The 520-nt window shown below is 43.1% G+C and carries 2 pseudogenes; both read right to left on the bottom strand.

Features of this window, described 5'->3' with window-relative positions:
• Positions 1–281: pseudogene (locus tag K1I97_RS10150) on the bottom strand (hypothetical protein); the annotation flags it as partial.
• Between the two features lie 17 nt (positions 282–298).
• Positions 299–520 (bottom strand): annotated as a pseudogene (locus tag K1I97_RS10155) (MarR family transcriptional regulator); the annotation flags it as partial.

Here is a 520-nt window from a genome sequence, read left to right on the forward strand (position 1 = left end):
CCCTGACTGACCCGCTTGAGCAGAGCTTCGATAGAGGATCGTGCTCCTTTCGTGGTCTTGAATTTGCTGAAAGCCTGCCGCCACTCCTGAATAACTTCATTCTGAGTGAAGTTCTCGTCTGGGATAAAGTCCTCAGCTCGTTTTGCTCCCTTATCCAGCAGGGATTTGAAATATGGATCCTTACTTTCATCCACACTATTATCCAGCCTCTTGACCACTAAAACACTAATCTGAGCTTTCGGAAATACTTGCCAAAATTCATTTTCAACTGTAACTTTCATGATGCACCTCTTTAATCTTAATAGTTTCTTTTTTGTCCTTTTTTGACGGCTTCCCAGTCACCTGTGATATTTTCACGTACTCGGACCAGCATTTTCTCCAAGGCTTTAACTTCCGCCTGAGAAAAGCCCTGCAAGGATGTCTCTTCAGAATAGTCATTCTCCGCTAGAATAAAAGGATAGAGTTTTTCCCCTTTTTCCGTCACAAACCATTCCTTGTTCTTCTTGTTTTCCTTGGCTGC

Source organism: Streptococcus oralis (genome assembly GCF_019929345.1).
Lineage (GTDB): Bacteria > Bacillota > Bacilli > Lactobacillales > Streptococcaceae > Streptococcus.